The organism is Paenibacillus sp. S150 (assembly GCF_019352175.1).
GTDB lineage: Bacteria > Bacillota > Bacilli > Paenibacillales > Paenibacillaceae > Paenibacillus_AQ.
Window position 1 is genome coordinate 145620 of record NZ_JACBYI010000005.1, and the last position, 18165, is coordinate 163784.

Genomic DNA, 18165 nt, shown 5'->3' on the forward strand with positions numbered 1-18165 from the left:
GAAAAAAAGAAGACGGATTAGGGGTGTGAATAACCGGATCTTCTTTTTCTTTTATGATAGGGTACTTTCTTCTCTCTCTATCATTTCTGCAACGAAAGTGCGTACTCTTCAACATTATTAAGCAAGTCTATTTTTTGTTGCAGCTTGACTACAAAACTGACGAAGTCGATGCTTCCTTCACTCTCCAGCTTGAAGGATTTGATGATATTTTTAATCGTTTCATTTTGCTCGGATGTCAGTTCATCAATAATGAGCATAATTCTTAGATGGGACCGGAAAGCAGTATCCAGCAGCTTATGAAGCCGGTACGAGATGATTTGCTCTTTGATTTCAGGCTCCAGCTCGCGCATCCATACAGCGACTTTAGACATGATGGCGTCATCTTCATTAACATATTTGATGATTTTTTCAGACCATCTGTGGATAGTATCCTCCCTAATTTTAGTATCTGTGGCAACGCTGAAGGTAGATGCAAACCGCATTAGTTGCGGGATAATGTGTCCGTTGAGATATTCAAACTTATCCAATTGTGTTTTTTTGGAGCGTCCGTAGCATTCGTATTCAATCAAGTTGATTTGAATCGGCTTCGTTTTATGGTCCGGAGTGAAACGTACCAGTATTGCGTCCGGGCAACCGCTGATTCCAGCAATTATTTTGTTGTTGGCATTCTTTTTAGGAGAAGTCCGGAACATTTTGTTTTGTGGAATAAGCACTGATCGCTGCTTGGAAAAGTCGTCAAATAAATGATAAAAGTGACTGTTAACCAGCGGCTCCAAGCCTTTGATTTTGTCTGTTTCATTGTCAAATTTGACATTGACATATGTACTGGTGATATTTATTTTAACATCAGGAACAGCGTTAAGCACCTCCTGGTAGTTTTCCTCGGTTACCTCTTCCTTTGACGATTCTTCAGTCTCAGAGGAAGACTCATTGTTCCCGACAGCAGCAGGCTGTGCAAACTGAAAGAGCTCTTTTGTTTGATTTTGCTCGAAGCTGGATTGGAGCAATTGCAGAGCTGCTTTATCCGTTATGTTTTTTGCGGATTGCACATATTTGAGGCTCCAATACTTTCCTCCTGCCTGTTCCAGAATACTGATGTCAAAGGGTTGGCAATACTCAATGTCGCAAAGAGAGAAGCATTGCGGATATTGATCGCTATCTCTCCAAGGACGAAAATCGGTAGGCTCCTTGAGTCTGCCGCGGGCCCCGCATACAGATTTATTTCCTACCTTAACCACAATATAAATTTGGTCATTCACGTTGGCCACTCTTTTTGTGAATCCGACTACTTGTTGGTCAATGCATATGTAGTAATTTTCCAAAGAAGTTCCGCAATGCAAAATACGCTCCCCCATATCCACCATCCTCGTATCATAATCAGAATATTTTCAACACAATCAAGGTTATTGGTTTAGCCATTATTGGTATGAATTTTCCGAATTTGTAATCCGGTGCGAACAATGTTTTGTAACATGTAAACTCTGTCAAACTCAGTTATACAGCAAACCTGGTCGGCTGTATGTACGTGCTGTAATGGATTTGTTTTCCATGGACTTATTATATCTTATTTTTGCTGCCTATGAAGCATATAAGTCAGTGAACCTTTAAATGTCGAAAAAATGTGAAAAAGCTGTAGTGCTTCTAACGAAGCAGAATTTATTGGCAAGGTTTATAATGAATATGGAAGGAAAAGGGCAAACCCGCTCGAAAGACGGGGACGCAAAGCCACGGGTCTACTTGCTTGATGCAAATGATCGCCGGGTTCCCCTTGATTTATGCAGTAAGACACGTCCTTTATTTGGAGTGTCTTTTTTTATTTTCAGCAACGGGAACCCTTGAGGAACGTATTTCGATTCCGGAAAAGGGGGTTCTTTACATGTCTAAAATTAAGATTGCATTGGTTGAAGGAGACTCATTTTGGAGAGAGATCCTCATCCGTGAGCTGCGGGCCGAGCCGGATTTTACAGTGGTAGAAGCGGCAGCTTCCAGGGAACAGGGACAACAGCTATTGAAGCAGCGGCAGTTTGATGTTTTGCTATTGAACTTAATGCTGACTCCTCCAGATTATGATGGGCTGGATTTAGCGCGGGAGGCGCTGGGGCAGAATGCAGTGAAAATCATTCTATTGGCTTCTGCTGATGATGCGGAATGGATTGGAAGCGCTATTCAAGCCGGTGTAATGAATATTGTGCTTAAATCCTGTTATCGTGAGCTGCCTTCTGCTATTCGAGAGGCTTATCAGGATCACAAATTTATTCACATCCATGCTTTACAGCAACTTCGTCGTGAGATTAGCCGTTTGAAAAGGATTGAAGGAGAATGGGCATTGACGCGCAGTGAGCGGGAGGTGCTCCAGTTAATCGGACTGGGATACACAAGAAGAGAAGTGATGCAGGCCCTGCATGTTTCAGAAAATACGGTAAAAAGTCATGTCTTTCGGTTGACCAAAAAGTTTAATGTCAAAAGTGGCAAAGAAGCTGCTATGGTTGCAAAGCGTAAAGGTTGGTTTTCTTGAATGAACGAATTTGACATGGAAGGGATTTATGTTATAGGTATTGTGAAAGAATTAGCAAAGGGGTGCAAAAAGTTCACCCTCCCTAAAAACTTCCAAATTAGTAAAATGGAATTATAAGCCATCTGCAAATGGAGTGATAAAGTACCTAAAGCCTGGGAGGGGCGCGGAATGGATCGAATTCATGTTTTATTGCTGGATCAGGATCCATTATGGAAGACAGATGTCGAGTTATGCCTGAAAAAGGAGCCTGACCTTGTTTTCATTGGAGCTGTGGCGACAAAGGAGGAGGCGATTCAAGCGGTAAGCTTATTGCCTGTGCACGTAATCTTAATGGATGTGTTTTGCCGGGAGCCGGTTGCTGCCGGGATGGAAGCGGTGCTGGAAATCGGGCGAATGGAGAAGGCCAAAGTGATTATGCTGACTGACGAAGAAAAGGAGGATTGCATTGTTGAGGCAATGGGTCATTTAACCTATAACTACATTGTTAAAACTCATCTCAAGGATATTCCGGAGGCCATACGGGCGGCATATTGCAATTATTCTCAGATTCATCCAAGCTCTGCCGGTGCAATCCGTAATGAAATGGCACGGATGATGCAGATACGCTGGCGGCAACAATTGACCGAGGCTGAAACCGCGATTCTTCATATGGTGGCACAAGGCTTTACCCAACATCAAATGTCGGAACACCTGTTTATTAGTGAAAGCACCGTAAAGAAGCATATCAATAGGATTCTTAGAAAATTCCAGGTCAAAACAAGCAAGGAAGCAGCTCGCAAAGCCAGAATGAGGGGAATTATATAGCAATGTTACAATATGAGAAAAAGTAGCAGCACCCTTTTCAAATGGGTGCTGTTTGTTTTTTAGTCGGAATGATCCATTTCATCCAAAGGTTCTATGCCGATATAGAACTTTCCCGTTAAAGGTTCTACCCAAAGAGTAGCCTTATCGTGTCAATGACTTCTATATACAATAGGTTCAAGAGCGCTCTTGTTCGATGAAAATGGAAAGGAGCACAATTGTGAACATGGACCACAAGCAATATGGAAGTCTGATATCTGAGCAGTCGCAACTGGAGAAACTGGAGAAAATACCTGTAAATCGCCATGCAAATTTGCCTCATTCAATTCCGAAGCAAAACGGGAACACAACGGGATCTTCTTTTTCGTTTTATGCCCAGCTTATGCATCATGACTGGCACAGCCGGGTACATCACCGGATTCGGCAAAGGGGATGGAGCCGGTGACTGAGACGATTCCTTACGAGGAAGTAGAACGGTGGTTACTTACGCTGCCAGAGTGGAAGGTCCGGTTGGAGACTATGAAGGAGCAGTTGGAGCACATCCCGGGATTAACCCAGAAATTCGAGCTCGTTTCCATTCATGGGAAGGGTCAAAAAAACGAGGCGGTTCTGGAGGAGGTCATCCGCAGACTGCAGCTGCGGGAGCTGCAAATTCCGATGCTGGAACTGAAAATACTGGTGCTGGAGGGAGCTATTCGTTCCCTTCGTGCAGAAGAGCGGCAGTTTATTGCGGATCGTTACGAGCACCGGCTTTCCAACAACGACGCGATGGACAAGCTGGGCTTATCGTCCAAGACATATTACGGCAGGCGTAAACGAATTTTAGAGCGGATTTATCATTTTACTGGTGGTAAGGACTCCATTTTATGCTTGCAGGATGAGCCGTTATGGGAATAGCTTTAATAGCTTGTTGCAACGCCGGCTTCTTCCATCCCAGAAATAATAGGAGGAAAATCCATTACCACGAGCGTACCATTTGAAAGAATGTTAGAATGCCGTTAGCTTGATACGACAAGTAAAAAAGATTACCCGACCAGGTAGGACGACAAGGTAACAACATCCTGTTAATCTGATAGTGTCAAAAGATGTGGGCAGGCCATCCGGAAGTCGGACAAGGCCTGCTTTTCATTTTGCGGGAAGCTTGCACTCTTTCAATTGCACGGCTTTCATTTCTAAATGAGAAAGGGGGCCATCTCACAAACTGTATTTCATAGCTTCATAGGCGTACGAAAGGGGGAGCAACCATGCTCTCTTTTTTATTTCCCAGCTGGTGTGAACCAGGCAAAGGACCGCTCAAGCAAATGCTCTGGTTCGAGATCACACCATCCTTGGATGCCATACCGATGGACTTTGCCAAGGCGATGCGCTTTGCCAAGCATATCAGCCATCTGGGCCTGCCCCGTTTCAAGCGGCTGCGGTATGGACAGTTATTCTTTCGTTTCCTGATCCGGTGTCAAGGACCTGCCGGTCAGGTACGATTGTACTTCTCTGTCCCCGACATTCGCTGGATGGGGTTTCGTACCGGATTTCAGACACAGATATCGGGAGTCTATTTGCTGCCGGTGGAAGCGCCTGTATTTACTGCTGGTTCCGGCAAAAATGTCATCGCGGCGGAAGGGCGTCCGGTGTATAAGGGAGCACTGTCTGTTGCCGGGTTTTATCCGGAAGGCAAAGATCCCGTCAATGAGATGATCGCGGCTATGGGCGCGGGTGAACTGAAAGCTGGCGAGGAAGTGTGGCTGGAGCTATGCTTTGCGCCCTCGTCGAAGCAGGAACTCAAACGCAGGGTACGCAAAGCGGAAGCATGGATGACATCTCCGGCCAACGAGCCTTTAACCTTACAGGCCATCTGGCGGGAAATGCAAACCAACCAGAAGGAGCGCCGCCGCCCGCGGGAACTAACTCCTCATCAACAAAATGTGATGAGCTCCTTGCGCGGGAAACAAAACGAAGAAGAAATTGGGTTGTGGGTGAGCTTTCGTGTCCTGATCCGTTCTCCTTTTTCCAAAGCACGGCTGCAAACGATGAACGATATGCTCCAAGCCATGCGCAAGGGCAATGGCATTTTGCTGCGCCCTGTCCGGAAAAGTCAGGCTGTTCTGGCACCAGGAATACCTTCCAAGAAGCTACTGTTCACTTCTGAGGAATTGGGTTACTGGCTGCGAATTCCAGCTTACGGTGATCCGGCCGCCATGCACATGCACAAGCTGCACGCCAAGATTATCCCTGCGCCAGAAGGCTTGAATACGGGACTCTACATCGGGAAGAGCAACGTGCCAGGAGTGGAGAAGGAAATCCGCATGCCACTGAACCAAATCCTGAAGCATGCCTTTCTTGCCGGGACGACTGGATCCGGAAAAACATCGACGCTGCTCTCCATCATGACCCATATGGTGGAGGACCTAGAGCGATCGCCGGATACCGCACCAGGCTTTACCTTTCTTGATCCTCACGGCGGGGCGATTGAAACACTGCTCAGCATCATTCCGAAAAGCCTGTATCCGAAGCTGCACCTGGTCCCGCTTGGTTCCACCGAACGGCCGCGGGGCTTTAACCTGTTTCAGGCAGCTCACGCCGATGTGCGGGAAAGCCTGACGGGGGAGTTTGTCACCACGCTGCAGCAGCTGTTTCCGGGTTCCCGGCCACGGGCAGAGCATTATCTTAGAAATGCGGTGCTGAGCCTGTTATCCGTGCCGCCACAGACGGTGCTGGGCATTGTCGACATTCTCTTTAACGATACCTACCGCCGCAAGCTGCTGCCGCACCTGGACACCCATCTGCGCCATTTCTGGACGGATGAGTTCGCCGAGATTAAAAACGTTGGCGAGCATTTGGGACCGATCTTAAACAAGCTCGGTGCCTTAACCACCTACCCAACCTCGCGGCGGATGCTGGGCCAGCTTCACAGCAGTATCAACACGCGGCAGGTGATGGACAGCGGGCATATTGTACTGATTGACGGCTCCGGCTGCGTACCGGATTTGCTGAAAATCCTGGCTAGCCTGTTCTTCATTGATTTTCACTTTACCTGCCGCAAACGGCCACAGCACCAGTCGCGCCCGCACCTGTTTTTCGCTGATGAATGTCACTTGTTTGCGACGGATATTCTGACCAAAATTCTGGCTGAGGACCGGAAATTCGGCCTGTCGCTGTTTCTGGCCACCCAGTACTTGTCCCAGCTATCCGACCGTATCCTGGAAGCGATTCTCGGCAATGTGGGCACGCTGATGCTGCTGCAACTGGGCGGACCGGATGCGGACAAGCTGTCGCGCTGGCTAAAGCCCCAGGTGACCAATACCGATCTGATGAACCTGGCCGAACTGCACGCGATCGTGCGCACCAAGGGCCATGAGGGACGGCTGGAACTATTCACGGTAAAAAACGAGATCGTGCCCAATCAAAACGAAGCCTGGATTCAGGAAGCATGGGCCTACTCCGACCGGCAGGACGGGCGATCCATAGAAGATGTGGAGAAGGAGATGAAACGAGCCGATCAAGCGGGCACATCCGGGTCCAGCGACCTGCCGCTTTTTCAGTGATGACGTGCTTGGAACAAACCGGCATCCAAAAGAGCATGGTTGTTGCAGCTCTATGGAAGCTTCGAGGGAGGGTTCGAGAGCAACTTCGAGGGAACATTCGAGGGAAGCTTCCGGGGAAGGCTGCACTTGCAGAGATCGGCGAAAAGCCGTAAAGCAGTGCGGAAAGCGGGCGCTGGCCCGCTGCCGACTATCTCTCCCACTGCCGGTAAGGAAAGGAGGTAAGCCAGATTGTACTATGAAGCCAAAAAAGAAACGCTGGTGATGCTGTACCGTCATACGCTCTTGACTGCCGGCCAGCTAGCCATCCTGCTGCACTATAAACCGAAGACCATGTACAACATTGCCGTTGAATTACGGGAGAAGGGATTACTTCGCAGCGTCCTGTTGCCCTTCTTGAAGCGCAACCATGTGGGCTATACCCTGACTGCCTACGGCGCCAGAGCCGCGGCCAGCCTGGCTGGAGACGAAACGGTGTTTCGCTCCAAGGGCTGGGAGGACGGTCCGGTGCAACTGGAACATTATTACGGAACGAACGCTTTTTTTGCCGATGTCATCCGTTATAGCCTTCCCCGCGAGGGAGAGGGGCTAATCGAATGGCTGGACCCGCGGGCGGCTGCCGAGCGTTACGTTCAGCCCAGAAAAGGGAGAAAACCGTCTGCTCTGGTTAGACCGGATGGCTTCGGCATGTATGTGTTGCCAGGCCGGGGACGGCTCGCCTTTCACTTGGAATATGACACAGGGACGGAAACCCTATGGCGCTTAAAGGAAAAGATGCTGCAGTACGGCGACCTGCTGCCTGTCATCTGGCCGAGGGTGGAGGCCGTACATGTGCTGTTTCTGACCCGGGGCCAGAATCGGACAAGGATGCTGATGGATATCTGGGAAGCTCTAGCAAAAGGCTCCTTCACCCGGGAGACCTTGCCCTGCATGTGGGTGATTAACGAGCAGGAATGGAAGGAACAAGGAGTGGGAGAAGCGCTCTGGCAGGGCAGTGGAGGACAGCAGCTGCGACTACTGGACATGCCGCTCTTGCCCCCACTCCCAGACGCTATTCCCATTCTCGGCAGACAACCGCGTGAGCAACCGCCCATGGAAAGGAAGTGACGCTAGTGGACATGCGCTTGCTGCCCAAGCTGTTGTTATGGATCATGCTGACCATCTCCTGCCTGGGAACGATTGCTTCCTTTGTCCAGCCTGAACAGGATTTGTCTGCGACGTGGCTGCAGCAGTCGCTGCAACAGCAGGTAGCGGTGGAAACGGCGGCCGGTTTCACCCGGGAATGGATGAGCTGGAACGGCGATGAGCTGCCGGAGGTCCGGCAGGTCCGATTAAAGCCATATGTCAGCCCGGACAAGCTGGCGCAGGTTGTTCCGGTGCAAACGGAGCAAAAGACAAACCGGCAGCAGGTGCTTTCCACGGAGCTGCTTTCCCTCTCCGGTAACGGCGCACACTTCACTGTTCGCCTCCGGGTCATCGTTGCGAATCCGAGCCGAGTCTTATGGGAGGCAGAAGTACAGGTATGGATGCAGACCGGGCAAGGAGCTGCTGTCACCGCGCCGCCGCTGCTTCGTTTACCGCAGACGCCTCCTGCCGTTCCCGATAGTGGGACCGGCGGAGAAACGGTTTCCAGCGAAGTCAAGCAGCAGATGCGCCCGGCGATCGAAAGCTTTTTGAAAGCGATGTGCGAGAGCAAGGAGAAAAGCAGCCTGCTCAATTATGTATCGGCCAGCGCTAACCTGACACCGCTCTCTGGAAGGCTTCACTTTCTTTCCCTGGAGCAATTGGAAGCAACGGGTACTGGACCATATACCGTAAAGGTAACCTTTTCCGTTCAGGAAGAAACAACCGGCTTCCGGGTGACTCAAATCTGGAGGCTTGCCGTCATCGAAGAGAACGGCAAATATTTTGTCGGCGGCGTATCCTCGTAAAGCGCTGCTTGGCAAGGGAGGAGATCGCCATGGAAGGAGATTTTGTAGACACAGGCTTGCTGGTCATCAAGCGGCTCTTGCAGGCCATTTTCCTGACCATCGCCATTTATCGCGGGGTGAAAATGTACGCCAATGGGGAAACCAACCGGCTCTGGTCCCATATCATGCTGTCCGTCATTTTGGGCATTTTCGTTTTTGCGCCCGGCATTGCCAAGTACCTGGCCCTTTATGTATTGAAGACGCTGGGTATCAATGTGGACGGACTGACGGATACGACAGGCGGGTGAGGGACAGGTGGAGGAAGAGAAAACGGAATCGTACCGGGCCTTATACCGGGTGCGGCCCTTGATCTACCACATCGGGGATATCCGGTTGTGGATGCCGATCCGCCAGGATGCCGTGGTGCTGTGGCTGGTCTATATCGTCGTTTTCTTTGTTTTTTGCTATGTATTCCCCATCCTGTCCTGGGTGCTGCCCTTTGACCGCATCATCACTATGGTTGCCGGCCCCATTGCCGCTGCCTATTATACGGTGAAGCTGGACCCGGCAGGGAAAACCGTCCCGCGTTATTTACGCGACGTGCTGCATTTTCTGGTAAGGCCGAAATGGATGGTCCGCTGGCAATCGATCCGACAGCCTGGAGGGAAGCGAAGGCTTCGTGCGGAAAGCTGGTGCCGTCCATATGACCGGATCCCGTTAAAAAATGACGGTGAGGAGTGGTACGGTCGCAGCGGATTTCTGCAAGGAAGGGTAGAAGGACTGCGCTCCATGGTGTTGCCCGCCAATAGCCGGGTGATGTGGCATGGACGCTCCAAATGCTTGCAAATTGTTTCTTCAAAGAAACCACCACGACATGCGCTTTCACCTCCAGCCGTACTGGAATACAGCACGCGGGGGAGATTGCGGTGGACAACGGCCGAGGCTGTGCAGGTGCAGAGAGAGAATGGGTTTGAAAACAGGGAGATATGGAAGGTAGAAGAACGGAAAGGACCAGGGAAATTAAAAACGAGGTGAAGCGCATGGGGAGATGGAGGTACACCGTGACCCTTGGACTGGAAAGCCTATTAGATGACGAATCCACCACAGTGGAGCAAAAGGGCTGGATGATAGCCGAGCGGCTTGACCGTGAAGCCTGTTTCCACTCTTTTCCGGAGCGGGCGGCGTTTCGTATGGTCCGGGATACAGATAAACTGGATCAGCTGCTTGCCCGCATGTACGACTACGCTGATCGTTATCGCATCTGGATCGCTTAAGCCCGGTTCGACGGAAAGAAGGTGAGTCAAGTTGAAATTTCCGGTGCTGTACTGGGAGGGCAACCTTCTCTTTGACGTTTTACTGAAGCCCTGGGCTGTCTACCGGATTCCGCTGAAGCCCTACGCCTACCAGTCGCCGGAGAAAAAACGGGGGACGGTATCGGTGCTGCAGCAGTTTTTGCATGGCTATCACGGCAGCGGACAAATGCTGTCCGTGACCCGGATGATGGATGCCAGGCTGTGGCAGGTCAAGCGATCTGGTCAAGGAGCGGAGCATGAGCGGTATGTGCAGGCGGTGCTGCAGCGGTTTGCCGAACGCCGCCCCTGGCAGCGGTCGCTTTATCTAATTTTGCAGCTGTCCGCCGTGCAAAAGCAGTTTCCGGAGGTGGATCTGTCCGGCCTGCGCAAAACCGGCGAAACGCTGCGCACATTAGCTGGCGTCGTGGGACGCAGTGTGCAAGAGCAATTCTGGTACCGCCAGCGCGGCGAGCTGGAATTGGAGCGAATCCGCATGGCCCAATCCGCCGAAAGCCTGCAGTTTAATCAGGTGCAGCATCACCTAAGCGGGGAGCGGAGCAGCGCCCGGGAAATCGAATGGCTGCTGCGCCGGGGGTTCTTCCGTGGGCTGGACCAGGAGCCGGAGCTGCTGCTTGCCCCCGAAGCCCTGTGCGAGGTGCGGGTCAAGGGCGACAAGGTGCTGCTGCGCCCGAAAAAATCGCTGCCCATCCTGATTGCCAGCGATATGGCGGCGGAAGAAAAAATGAAAACGTGGATCATCCATCACGATGACCGGGAGGAAGACAGCCGGAAGAGCTACCAGGCGTTTTTCTCCGTGGTAGATGTGCCGGAGGAGATTGCCACCCTCGGAGAGGAGTGGCTGTACGCCTTGGAAGACCTTCCGTTTCCGGCTGAAGTCAGCCTCCATTTCCAGCTGCAGACGCCTCATGAAGCAGCGGGCGGCTTGCAACGCAATCGCAAGGTGTTGAAGGACCAGCGCCGGGAATACAGGGACGCTTCCGAGGAAACACCGATTACGCTGGAATGGGCAGGCAAGCGGGGCAGGGTGCTGGAGAACAAGCTGCAAAAAGGGATGCCGCTACTCTGGAGCTCTGTGTGGATGAACGTTTCCGCCTCATCCCGCAAGGAGCTGGAGGAACGGGCTGCTCAACTGCTGCAGCTGTATGCCACCAAGCAGATCCGGGTGGTGCGATCTCCGGCAGATCAAGGCAAGGCGTTCCAGCTGTTCCTGCCCGGCTCACCCATGGACAAGGAAAACCGCATTCCGATGGATCCGAAATTTTTGTCGGCCGGGATGCTGCACGGGTCCCGGGAAATTGGTGACCCGGACGGGGATTACATCGGGCGCACCCAGCACCGGATTCCGGTGCTGCTGGATTTGAAGCGCCCCATGTCCAAGGAGTTGAACCGCTCCGGCGCCATTGTCATTGTGGGTACACTTGGTTCGGGGAAGTCGGTGCTGAAAAAGACGCTGTTTTACCATGGCTACAACCAGGGCGGTATTGTCTTTAGCATTGATCCCAAAAATGAGGACTCCTGCTTTGCCCTGATCCCGGACATTCGCGAGAATATGGTCGTGCTCAATTTTTCGGCAGAATCGACGACGAAATTCAACCCTTTCCGCATGTCGGGCAGCGAGGAACGGGCTCACGGCATTGTGCTGGATTTCCTCAGCCTGCTGCTGGAGGGAACGCGCAATGATGAGCGGGCTGACGCCATTATGGAGGCGGTGGAACGTACCTTTGAGCAGGAGCAGCGCGACCTGTTTACCTTCACCAAAGAACTGGAGCAGATCGCGGAGAATTCGCCCGTTGAAGCCATCCGCATCGAAGCCCGCCGCTGCATGAACCGCTTGCAGTCCTATTCCCGCAGCCCCTTTGGCAAGTTTATCTTTGCCCGAGATGGGGAGGAAAACGCCAGCTTAAGCGGCGCCCGCTTTATTGTCATTACACTGGCGGGATTGCCCTTGCCGAAAAAACGGGGCGAACGGATGCAGCAGGCCTTGACTCCCAATGAGCGCTTTGGCCTTGGCATCATGTACCTGGTGGCGGCCCTGGGGCGGGAGTACATGTTTTATAGCGCAAATGACCAGCTGAAAATATTTGGCATCGACGAGTCCTGGATGTTAAAGCAATTTCCGGAAGGGGCGCTGCTCATTGATGAAATCATCCGCATGGGTCGTTCGTTTCAAGTTGTGCCGCTGTTAGCCACGCAAAACCCAGGAGATATATCCGACGAGGAGACGAGAAACAATCTCGGCTCTATTTTTTGTTTCCGTACCGAGGACCCGCGGGCGATTGCCGATAACCTGACGCTCTTGGGGCTGGACCCCGATGACGAGGATATGCTCCAGGCATTCCGCGAGCTGAAGGCCGGGGACTGTTATATGAAGGACATCACCGGGCGGATCGGCCGGGTGCATATTGAGCCGACACCGGATGATTTGCTGCAGATTTTCAACACCACACCGGAGCAGGTGCCGGTCGAAAGGAGGAAGTCGTGAAACCCAAAAGCCGTTTGACATGGCTGTGGCTGGCGCTAGTTATATGTTTTCTTACCATGGGCATGGCGACGGCTGTTGTTCACGCCGAGCCGCCCAAAGACATGCTGGATCAATTGCTGCCGGGAGAAAGCGAGATGGGTATTACACCGGGGGAACGGACGCTGGATTACCGGCAATATCCACCGGATCACTATACGTGGGACCTGGGGTATGACCTGGTGGAGTGGCACGGCTGGAAGCCGAAGCTCAACAACCCGTTCCCGTTCCTGCTCAATTGGATCGCCAACCTGCTGTTTATGGGCAATGCCTTTATGACCCGCTTTGCCATTTTTCTGATGCAGCTGGGCTTTCATACCGATTTGGTTAACTCGCAGCTGTCGCTGATCCTGCCGATTATGGATGGGCTGCGCACCAGCCTGTTTGGCAAGTTTTTGCCGTTTGCGCTGGTGTTATTGGCAGCCTGGATGGTAAAGGTCGGTTATTGGAACAACCAGACCACCCGGCTATTGTCCGGCGTAGTCGGCTCCTTGATCGTGCTGGCGGGCAGCTACTGGTTTTTTAGCCATTCCGGCCAAAGCATCCGGGCTGTGTCGCAAACGATGGATAAGCTGACCCAAATTACGATGGGTTCGCTGGCCGCTCCCTACCAGCGCGTATCTGGGGAGACATTGACAGGCGGGTTAGCTGATGCCGCTGACCAGCAGCTGATGGCTACCTCCAACCGGCTGTGGAAGCTGTTTGTGGAGCGCCCTTGGCTGGTTGGACAGTTCAACCGGCAGGAAGCGGGAGATGTGCGGGTGACGAAAGCGGAAGCGGATGAAGCTCGCAGCCGCGCCCAGGACGAGGATGTGGATCTGCCCTTGCAGGAGGGAGATTCCTGGGCCCATGCCATCCGCCAGTATGCGCCTGGCATGACGCAGCGGGATATCCTGCGGGAAGTGCTGGGCGACAGCAAAGTGAATCATGGGGATCACACCGATATTCCCGCCCTATTTGCCGGGGGTTCCGCAGGCATCCGCTGCCTGGTCGCCTTGCTGTCGCTGATTGCCACAGTCGCGATGCTGCTTTTTGTGGCCGTGATTGCCCTGATCCTGGTTATGGCACAGGAAATGGCACTGGCCATTATCATCGTTGCGCCGGTTGTACTGTTGCTGGGGATTTTCCCGGAGCGGGGCTTCGCCTTCACCCGCCGCTGGGTCGGCTGGCTGATCGGGACTCTTGGTACGAAAGTGGTCTACGGCTTCTACCTCGGCTTTACGCTATTGCTGGCGGATATCGTCGCCCGCGGTTCCGGCATGCTGATGCTGCAGCAAATTTTTGTGGCGCTGCTGTTTGCCTGCGCCTTTTTGTTCCGCAAAAAAATCCTCAAGCACATACTCAGCATCTTCCAGGCACCAACGCCTCACGAGATGTACGATACCTCCAAGCGCGAGGTGGCCTATCACGTGGGCGAGGCGAAGCAGTCGTGGCAGAGCACGAAGGATCGGGCGATACAGGCGAAGAACACAGCCAAAAAAGTGATCGATAAATTTAAATAGAGAGGAAGCGGAGCGATGGAGCGGCTGGAGGATTGGTTAAAACGGGAGTTGAAGCTGGATTCCGTGTCCTACGTGGAGCATCATTCCCATGGACATCTGCTGAAGGGGAAGGTGCAAGGACGAGACGTTGACCTGCTGGTGGTGTCCTCCGGGCATGTATGGAGGAAAAAGCCGTCGGAGCAAAGCTGGAGTACGACAGGTGTTTATGCGCCGGAGCGGGTTTTATCTTAAATGAAGGAGGTCTACCCATGTCCAATGAAGAGGAGCCCAAGCTTTATGCGGATTTTGATCCGGTAAAGATGGAACGGTTTGTGAAGCGCGATGCGCTGCTGCGCTTTGTTGTCGAGGATTTTGTCAAAAAGGGTCTCCCCAGAGTGGAGGCTTTAGAAGTTACCTTCAACGGCTATGTACTGGAGGATTCAGGGATGATCCGCGAGTATGAGAAAGGCTAGAACGGATGAAGGAGGAAGGGAAGCGGTGGATGTCGTCAAGGATTGGGAGAAGCTGGTGGCCGATCTGCAAAGGGACGTGGAAAATGGCGATAAGGCCTGCCTTGCTTTGCTGGAAAAAGCACAGCAGGAGTTGAAAAAGGCAAGAGAGGCCGCTAGTCGTGGACGTTAAGGCACTGGCCAAGCGGCGCTTGTTCGGCTGGGTGATGGGCAGCATAGGCGGCTTGGGATTAGCCTTGCTGGCGCTGTTTGGCTTGCTGCTGGTGGTGGTGCTGGGGATGTTCGTCAGCTCCTCGGACTCATCGCTAGGCGGCAACGTTCCCGGACAAGAGGCGTTGGATATCCCGCCAGCGCTCCTTCCCCTTTACATCCGGGCGGAGCATGAGGGGGTGGCCTGGTCCCGCTTGGCAGCTATTCATAGGGTGTCCACCAACTTTGGCTTGGAAAAGCCGGAGGGAAGCCATACGGTTGGCGTGTTTGGCTTCCCTCGCGTACTTTGGCAAGCCTACCGGGTCGACGGAGACGGGGATGGGAAGCTCGACCCGGATAACCCGGCGGATGTTATTTTCTCATTGGCAAACTATTTCAGGCTTGTCTCTGATGAGGCAGACGCAGCGCTTGTCCAACTGTTCCCTGATCTGGTGGAGAGAGAGATGGTCATCGCCAAGGAGAGGGAGTACGCGGCGATGCTGGTCATTCACAGTGGCTGGTTGTGGCCGCTAGCCGGGTATCCCGGGTTATCCAGTGCCTATGGCTACCGGGTGGACCCGGTTACGGGCGCTCCGGGCACCTTTCACGATGGCATCGACATCCCCGCCCCCCGCGGCACTCCCGTGCTGGCGATTCAGGACGGGACCGTGGTTCAGGTGGTAAAAAGCAGCAGCGGCTATGGCAACCTGATCCGCCTGGAGCATGGGGGAGGCATCGAAAGCTTTTACGCTCATTTGACTGACATTGGCGTAAAAAAGCAACAAACCGTGCAGCGTGGAGAGGTGATCGGCTGGGTAGGCAATACCGGAAAGTCAACAGGACCACACCTGCATCTGGGTATGACGCAAAACGGCCAATCGTTTAATCCGATGCTGTTTCTACGTCCTGAAACGGAAGGAGGGTTGTAAGATGATTGTGAACTTTCGCTTTCGCGAGTGTGAGCATAATGGCGACTTGGATAGTTATGCCCGCGATGTAGCAAGGAGTGGAGGAAAGATTGTCTACCGGGAATTGGATGCAGAGCACGAACGGGGATTTTTAAGTGTGGAGCTTGAAAACGAAGCAGCAGCCGAACGATTCTGGGAGAAGTTTAAACTGACCGATTCCTGGCCCTTTTGTTAAGCTTCCATTTTAAATAGGCAGCAGCAGCGATCTCGATAGAGATCGTTTTTTTGTTGCCTTTATCATCCAATAGGAGGTTATCCTTCATGGCAAAGTCGATTCAAAAAGTGATTACCCGCGGGGTGCAGCAGCTGGGAATTTCTCCATCTATCCTAGAGAGCCTATTCCGGAAGGCGGAAGAGCTGTTGTCTTCCTCGACCTTTTTAACTTTTGAGCCCAAAGGCGGATCCGTGCTCATTGGGGATGGAAATGGGAAGAGCCTGGGTGCATTGAACATAGTGTTGCCCCAAAAAGTATGGATTGTTTTTGATGATTACGGCAATCGCTGGGTAGCGACTCTGCTGCTACCGGAGGAGTATTAATGTCCTTTGGACCGTGCATCGACTTATTTTGCGGTGCAGGGGGGTTGTCCTTGGGCTTTGTCCAGGCAGGCTTTGCTATTGGTCTTGGAGTGGATACGGATACCGCCGCGCTACAAACGTTCCGGTACAATCACCCGAGTGTCCACACGCTGCAGGAGGATGTAGTGCGTTTGAGCGGAGACAGGCTGCGGGCAGAATTCGGTGAAAATCCGGTGTTGGCATTATCGGCGGCCCGCCCTGTCAAGGATTTTCAGTGGCGGAAAGACACGATCCAAACGATCCGCGCAACCAGCTGCCCTATGAATACGCCCGGCTGCTCAAGGAAATCCAGCCCAGTTTTTTTCTAATGGAAAATGTCAAAGGGCTGTTGAGTAAAAAACAACGAATTCATTTTGACGCTTTGCTGAAACTGTTTGCTGCTGCCGGGTACTAGCTGGAGTGGAAGTTGCTTAGCGCCTGGGACGCGAAGCCTTCCACGTTTAAGGTGCTGGTTGCTTTAAACGAGGCAGAAAGGGAAATCCAAATGCTGGATATTCATATTTATGTGCAAGAAATTCGGGGGACGAATCAGATCATTGGGATGGTTCCCGGTAAGGAGTTATTCGATTTGGGCAGCCGTAGTGATGCGGAGCAAGCGCTCATTTGCGCACTGGATGTTGCCCGCTTGCTTAATGTACCGGAAAACAACATTCACCTATATGGAAAAACGGTAAAGGAATGGCTGCAAGCCGGGCTTAAAACGAGAATCGGTAACATGGAACAACGGACAAGGGAGGAATCCACATGCTGAAAAGTCCGATCCGTTGGCAGGGTGGCAAGTCCCGCCTGCGTAAAGAGATTATCGCCCGCTTCCCGCCGCATGTTGTCTATGCCGAGGTGTTTGGCGGCGGTGGATGGGTGTTGTTTGGGAAAGAGCGATCCAAGGTTGAGGTGTTTGCAGACATTAACTCGGAACTGGTCAACTTCTTTCGGGTGATTCAGGAGGATTGGGAGGAGCTGGCGAAGCGCTTTGAGTGGGCGCTATATGCCCGCGATGAATTTCAACGCATTATGAAGCGGCGGAATACCGAGCGTGATCCGGTTACCCGGGCTTATGACTTTTATTATCGTGTTTATTCCCATTTTGGCGGTAAGTACAATGATTCAGATGACTGGGGCTACACTCGCAGCAAGCCTGCCCTTGATCTCTCCAAGGTCAAGGACAAGTTCAGGCTGGCTCACGAACGACTTATTGGTGTTTATATCGAAAACCGTTCCTTTGAAGAGGTGCTCTTGCGATACGATTCGCCGGACACCTTTTTTTATTGTGATCCACCCTATCTGGGACTGGCCGGTTACCTCTATAAATTTAATGAAGAGGATCACCGGAAGCTACGAGAGATGCTCGGTCAGATCAAGGGCAAATTCCTGCTCAGCATTAACGATCACCCTCAAATCCGGGAATGGTACGCGAGCTTTACCATGGAGGAATTGGAAACCAGGTATTCTATTGCCAAGCAAACCAAGGGAAGACAAGCAGTCAGGGAGCTACTGATTTACAATTACCCGCCTACATGGAAAAAGGAGGAGTCGCCGTGATTTTTTCAACTGTCCATATATATGGCCGGATGAGGGAGAAGCCAGGCTTGCCACAATATATTACCGATCAAAGCAGGCCGTATCAACGTTACCAGAACATTGTCACCTTCGTGGTCACAGCCCGGGAACTGGACGCCATTTTGCAGATGGAAGAGTCGGATATCATTAAACGCTATTGCTATCAATTGCTTGCGTTGACGGATCGTAACCGGGTGCTAGTTGTGGATCCGCAAGGCTATTCCTATGCCCGCTACACCTGCAGCATCGACAGGGAAACAGCCAATCACATTTTAAGCAGGATATAGTTGCGCCATTGGAAATCTGAAAACCAGCTTTAAAAGGGAGGGAT

The 18165-nt window shown here is 52.2% G+C and carries 22 protein-coding genes, 1 pseudogene and 1 riboswitch; of the genes and pseudogenes, 22 read left to right on the top strand and 1 reads right to left on the bottom strand.

Annotated elements, in window-relative coordinates:
- Window positions 1–80: 80 nt before the first annotated feature.
- Window positions 81–1355, bottom strand: coding sequence for a hypothetical protein (locus HYD27_RS07755; protein WP_219213293.1), 1275 nt, complete (start codon window positions 1353–1355; stop codon window positions 81–83).
- Window positions 1356–1683: 328 nt separating this feature from the next.
- A riboswitch (cyclic di-GMP riboswitch) is annotated at window positions 1684–1770 on the top strand.
- Between the two features lie 106 nt (window positions 1771–1876).
- Here HYD27_RS07755 and HYD27_RS07760 point away from each other — a divergent pair.
- The 22 genes and pseudogenes from HYD27_RS07760 to HYD27_RS07860 all read left to right on the top strand — a co-directional run bounded on the left by HYD27_RS07760 (window position 1877) and on the right by HYD27_RS07860 (window position 18121).
- Entirely contained in the window at window positions 1877–2515 is a 639-nt protein-coding gene (locus tag HYD27_RS07760; RefSeq protein ID WP_219213296.1) for a response regulator transcription factor, read from the top strand.
- Window positions 2516–2683: 168 nt separating this feature from the next.
- Entirely contained in the window at window positions 2684–3319 is a 636-nt protein-coding gene (locus HYD27_RS07765; protein ID WP_219213299.1) for a response regulator transcription factor, read from the top strand.
- 429 nt (window positions 3320–3748) lie between these two features.
- Window positions 3749–4213, top strand: a complete 465-nt coding sequence (locus HYD27_RS07770) for a hypothetical protein (protein WP_219213302.1) — start codon at window positions 3749–3751, stop codon at window positions 4211–4213.
- A gap of 347 nt (window positions 4214–4560) precedes the next feature.
- Window positions 4561–6855, top strand: a complete 2295-nt coding sequence (locus HYD27_RS07775) for a type IV secretory system conjugative DNA transfer family protein (protein ID WP_219213305.1) — start codon at window positions 4561–4563, stop codon at window positions 6853–6855.
- A gap of 228 nt (window positions 6856–7083) precedes the next feature.
- Window positions 7084–7959 carry a replication-relaxation family protein gene (locus tag HYD27_RS07780; RefSeq protein WP_219213310.1) on the top strand — a complete coding sequence of 292 codons (876 nt, stop codon included), beginning with the start codon at window positions 7084–7086 and terminating at the stop codon, window positions 7957–7959.
- A gap of 11 nt (window positions 7960–7970) precedes the next feature.
- Window positions 7971–8783 (top strand): conjugal transfer protein, encoded by an 813-nt coding sequence (locus HYD27_RS07785; protein WP_220101549.1) that lies wholly within the window; start codon window positions 7971–7973, stop codon window positions 8781–8783.
- Between the two features lie 29 nt (window positions 8784–8812).
- Window positions 8813–9070 (top strand): hypothetical protein, encoded by a 258-nt coding sequence (locus HYD27_RS07790; protein WP_219213316.1) that lies wholly within the window; start codon window positions 8813–8815, stop codon window positions 9068–9070.
- A gap of 7 nt (window positions 9071–9077) precedes the next feature.
- A complete protein-coding gene (locus tag HYD27_RS07795; protein WP_219213318.1) occupies window positions 9078–9797 on the top strand; it encodes a TcpE family conjugal transfer membrane protein in 720 nt (239 codons plus the stop codon).
- Window positions 9798–9802: 5 nt separating this feature from the next.
- A complete protein-coding gene (locus HYD27_RS07800) occupies window positions 9803–10036 on the top strand; it encodes a hypothetical protein (RefSeq protein WP_219213319.1) in 234 nt (77 codons plus the stop codon).
- Between the two features lie 31 nt (window positions 10037–10067).
- Window positions 10068–12557, top strand: coding sequence for an ATP-binding protein (locus HYD27_RS07805; RefSeq protein WP_219213322.1), 2490 nt, complete (start codon window positions 10068–10070; stop codon window positions 12555–12557).
- A complete protein-coding gene (locus tag HYD27_RS07810) occupies window positions 12554–14095 on the top strand; it encodes a TrbL/VirB6 family protein (RefSeq protein WP_309242033.1) in 1542 nt (513 codons plus the stop codon). The genes HYD27_RS07805 and HYD27_RS07810 overlap by 4 nt, the downstream gene beginning before the upstream one ends.
- A gap of 15 nt (window positions 14096–14110) precedes the next feature.
- The gene (locus HYD27_RS07815; protein WP_219213323.1) at window positions 14111–14326 is read left to right on the top strand and encodes a hypothetical protein; all 216 of its coding nucleotides are present in this window, start codon (window positions 14111–14113) and stop codon (window positions 14324–14326) included.
- Window positions 14327–14343: 17 nt separating this feature from the next.
- Entirely contained in the window at window positions 14344–14547 is a 204-nt protein-coding gene (locus HYD27_RS07820) for a hypothetical protein (protein WP_219213325.1), read from the top strand.
- A 25-nt stretch (window positions 14548–14572) separates the two neighbouring features.
- A complete protein-coding gene (locus tag HYD27_RS07825; RefSeq protein WP_219213326.1) occupies window positions 14573–14716 on the top strand; it encodes a hypothetical protein in 144 nt (47 codons plus the stop codon).
- A complete protein-coding gene (locus HYD27_RS07830) occupies window positions 14706–15662 on the top strand; it encodes a M23 family metallopeptidase (protein WP_309242034.1) in 957 nt (318 codons plus the stop codon). The genes HYD27_RS07825 and HYD27_RS07830 overlap by 11 nt, the downstream gene beginning before the upstream one ends.
- Window position 15663: 1 nt before the next feature.
- Window positions 15664–15876, top strand: coding sequence for a hypothetical protein (locus HYD27_RS07835; RefSeq protein ID WP_219213327.1), 213 nt, complete (start codon window positions 15664–15666; stop codon window positions 15874–15876).
- 86 nt (window positions 15877–15962) lie between these two features.
- Window positions 15963–16238, top strand: a complete 276-nt coding sequence (locus tag HYD27_RS07840; protein ID WP_219213328.1) for a hypothetical protein — start codon at window positions 15963–15965, stop codon at window positions 16236–16238.
- A pseudogene (locus HYD27_RS32645) lies at window positions 16238–16348 on the top strand (DNA cytosine methyltransferase); the annotation flags it as partial. The gene HYD27_RS07840 and the pseudogene HYD27_RS32645, both read left to right, overlap by 1 nt.
- 143 nt (window positions 16349–16491) lie before the next feature.
- Window positions 16492–16671 carry a DNA cytosine methyltransferase gene (locus HYD27_RS32365; protein WP_309242035.1) on the top strand — a complete coding sequence of 60 codons (180 nt, stop codon included), beginning with the start codon at window positions 16492–16494 and terminating at the stop codon, window positions 16669–16671.
- A gap of 12 nt (window positions 16672–16683) precedes the next feature.
- Complete coding sequence (locus HYD27_RS07850) at window positions 16684–17028, top strand: hypothetical protein (RefSeq protein WP_219213330.1); 345 nt, start codon at window positions 16684–16686, stop codon at window positions 17026–17028.
- Window positions 17022–17816, top strand: a complete 795-nt coding sequence (locus tag HYD27_RS07855) for a DNA adenine methylase (protein WP_219213332.1) — start codon at window positions 17022–17024, stop codon at window positions 17814–17816. The genes HYD27_RS07850 and HYD27_RS07855 overlap by 7 nt, the downstream gene beginning before the upstream one ends.
- Complete coding sequence (locus tag HYD27_RS07860; RefSeq protein ID WP_219213334.1) at window positions 17813–18121, top strand: hypothetical protein; 309 nt, start codon at window positions 17813–17815, stop codon at window positions 18119–18121. Before HYD27_RS07855 ends, HYD27_RS07860 begins: the two co-directional genes overlap by 4 nt.
- Window positions 18122–18165 lie beyond the last annotated feature (44 nt).

Bases quoted from the DNA above. Each gene is read 5' to 3' on its own strand.
- HYD27_RS07755 (WP_219213293.1), bottom strand. From the start codon at position 1,355: ATGGGGGAGCGTATTTTGCATTGCGGAACTTCTTTGGAAAATTACTAC.
- HYD27_RS07760 (WP_219213296.1), top strand. From the start codon at position 1,877: ATGTCTAAAATTAAGATTGCATTGGTTGAAGGAGACTCATTTTGGAGA.
- HYD27_RS07765 (WP_219213299.1), top strand. From the start codon at position 2,684: ATGGATCGAATTCATGTTTTATTGCTGGATCAGGATCCATTATGGAAG.
- HYD27_RS07770 (WP_219213302.1), top strand. From the start codon at position 3,749: ATGGAGCCGGTGACTGAGACGATTCCTTACGAGGAAGTAGAACGGTGG.
- HYD27_RS07775 (WP_219213305.1), top strand. From the start codon at position 4,561: ATGCTCTCTTTTTTATTTCCCAGCTGGTGTGAACCAGGCAAAGGACCG.
- HYD27_RS07785 (WP_220101549.1), top strand. From the start codon at position 7,971: ATGCGCTTGCTGCCCAAGCTGTTGTTATGGATCATGCTGACCATCTCC.
- HYD27_RS07790 (WP_219213316.1), top strand. From the start codon at position 8,813: ATGGAAGGAGATTTTGTAGACACAGGCTTGCTGGTCATCAAGCGGCTC.
- HYD27_RS07800 (WP_219213319.1), top strand. From the start codon at position 9,803: ATGGGGAGATGGAGGTACACCGTGACCCTTGGACTGGAAAGCCTATTA.
- HYD27_RS07815 (WP_219213323.1), top strand. From the start codon at position 14,111: ATGGAGCGGCTGGAGGATTGGTTAAAACGGGAGTTGAAGCTGGATTCC.
- HYD27_RS07820 (WP_219213325.1), top strand. From the start codon at position 14,344: ATGTCCAATGAAGAGGAGCCCAAGCTTTATGCGGATTTTGATCCGGTA.
- HYD27_RS07835 (WP_219213327.1), top strand. From the start codon at position 15,664: ATGATTGTGAACTTTCGCTTTCGCGAGTGTGAGCATAATGGCGACTTG.
- HYD27_RS07840 (WP_219213328.1), top strand. From the start codon at position 15,963: ATGGCAAAGTCGATTCAAAAAGTGATTACCCGCGGGGTGCAGCAGCTG.
- HYD27_RS07855 (WP_219213332.1), top strand. From the start codon at position 17,022: ATGCTGAAAAGTCCGATCCGTTGGCAGGGTGGCAAGTCCCGCCTGCGT.